Here is a 215-nt window from a genome sequence, read left to right on the forward strand (position 1 = left end):
TACCTGACCGAAATGCCGGTATCGACCCGGATCATGGACCTGTTCAAATGGTATGAGCTCTACGGGTTCTGTTGCCAGTGCGGTCACATCGGGTCGGTTGATAGAGAGATGCTTCTACGCAAATACGGAACGCATACCTGGTTTGTCGACCTACACAGGCGCATGCGCTGCAAGGTCTGCACGACAAAAGGCTATGCGCAATTTGGAATTACGAA

At 51.6% G+C, this 215-nt stretch carries 1 pseudogene; it reads left to right on the plus strand.

What is annotated here, in order from left to right:
- Positions 1-215: pseudogene (locus HWX93_RS22930) on the plus strand (hypothetical protein); the annotation flags it as partial.

It is taken from the genome of Brucella tritici, assembly GCF_902825325.1.
GTDB lineage: Bacteria > Pseudomonadota > Alphaproteobacteria > Rhizobiales > Rhizobiaceae > Brucella.